This is a genomic window from Pseudomonas sp. 32_A (genome assembly GCF_017490905.1).
GTDB lineage: Bacteria > Pseudomonadota > Gammaproteobacteria > Pseudomonadales > Pseudomonadaceae > Aquipseudomonas > Aquipseudomonas inefficax.
In genome coordinates this window covers 1-483 of sequence record NZ_JAFGYI010000252.1, presented here as the reverse complement: position 1 = coordinate 483, position 483 = coordinate 1, and the positions used below count along the sequence as shown (strand labels likewise).

At 63.6% G+C, this 483-nt stretch carries 1 protein-coding gene; it reads left to right on the top strand.

Annotation, left to right across the window (positions count from 1 at the left end):
- Positions 1-170: 170 nt before the first annotated feature.
- Positions 171-483: hypothetical protein (locus J5M58_RS26540; protein WP_207880337.1), on the top strand; the 313-nt coding region annotated here is incomplete at its 3' end.

The following is a 483-nucleotide window of genomic DNA, read 5'->3' as shown; positions in this document are numbered from 1 at the left end:
CGGCGAAATCGCGGCATCCGTACCCGCTCGCCGCCGAAAACGAGTCGTCTGCCCAGCCGCTCATCGCGGCTGAACCGCGCACGCCGTTCAAGGCGAACGAATAGCCGGTAAAACCCGCGTAGAGGGTGAATCCATTCCCATCTTTTGTATTCAACGAGTAATATAGAAACATGGGTTTCCTCTACACGCCGCTTCCGTTCTGGATCGCTGTCGGTGGCTGGATCGCCGCCGTGGGGTTGCTCGTCCTCGCACTGTGGAAACGCCCGTTCGGCCGCCTGCAGGACGCGACGCTGCAACACGTGTGGCTCGCGCTCGTGACGACGATCACGGTGCTATGGGCGTCCAACGCGTGGCTCGACGACGGCCTCGTCATGCATCTGCTCGGCGCGACGCTGCTCGTCACGCTGTTCGACTGGACCCTCGCGCTCGTCGGGATGGCTGCCGTGATCGGCGTCGCGGCGATCGTGTTCGATGCGACGTGGC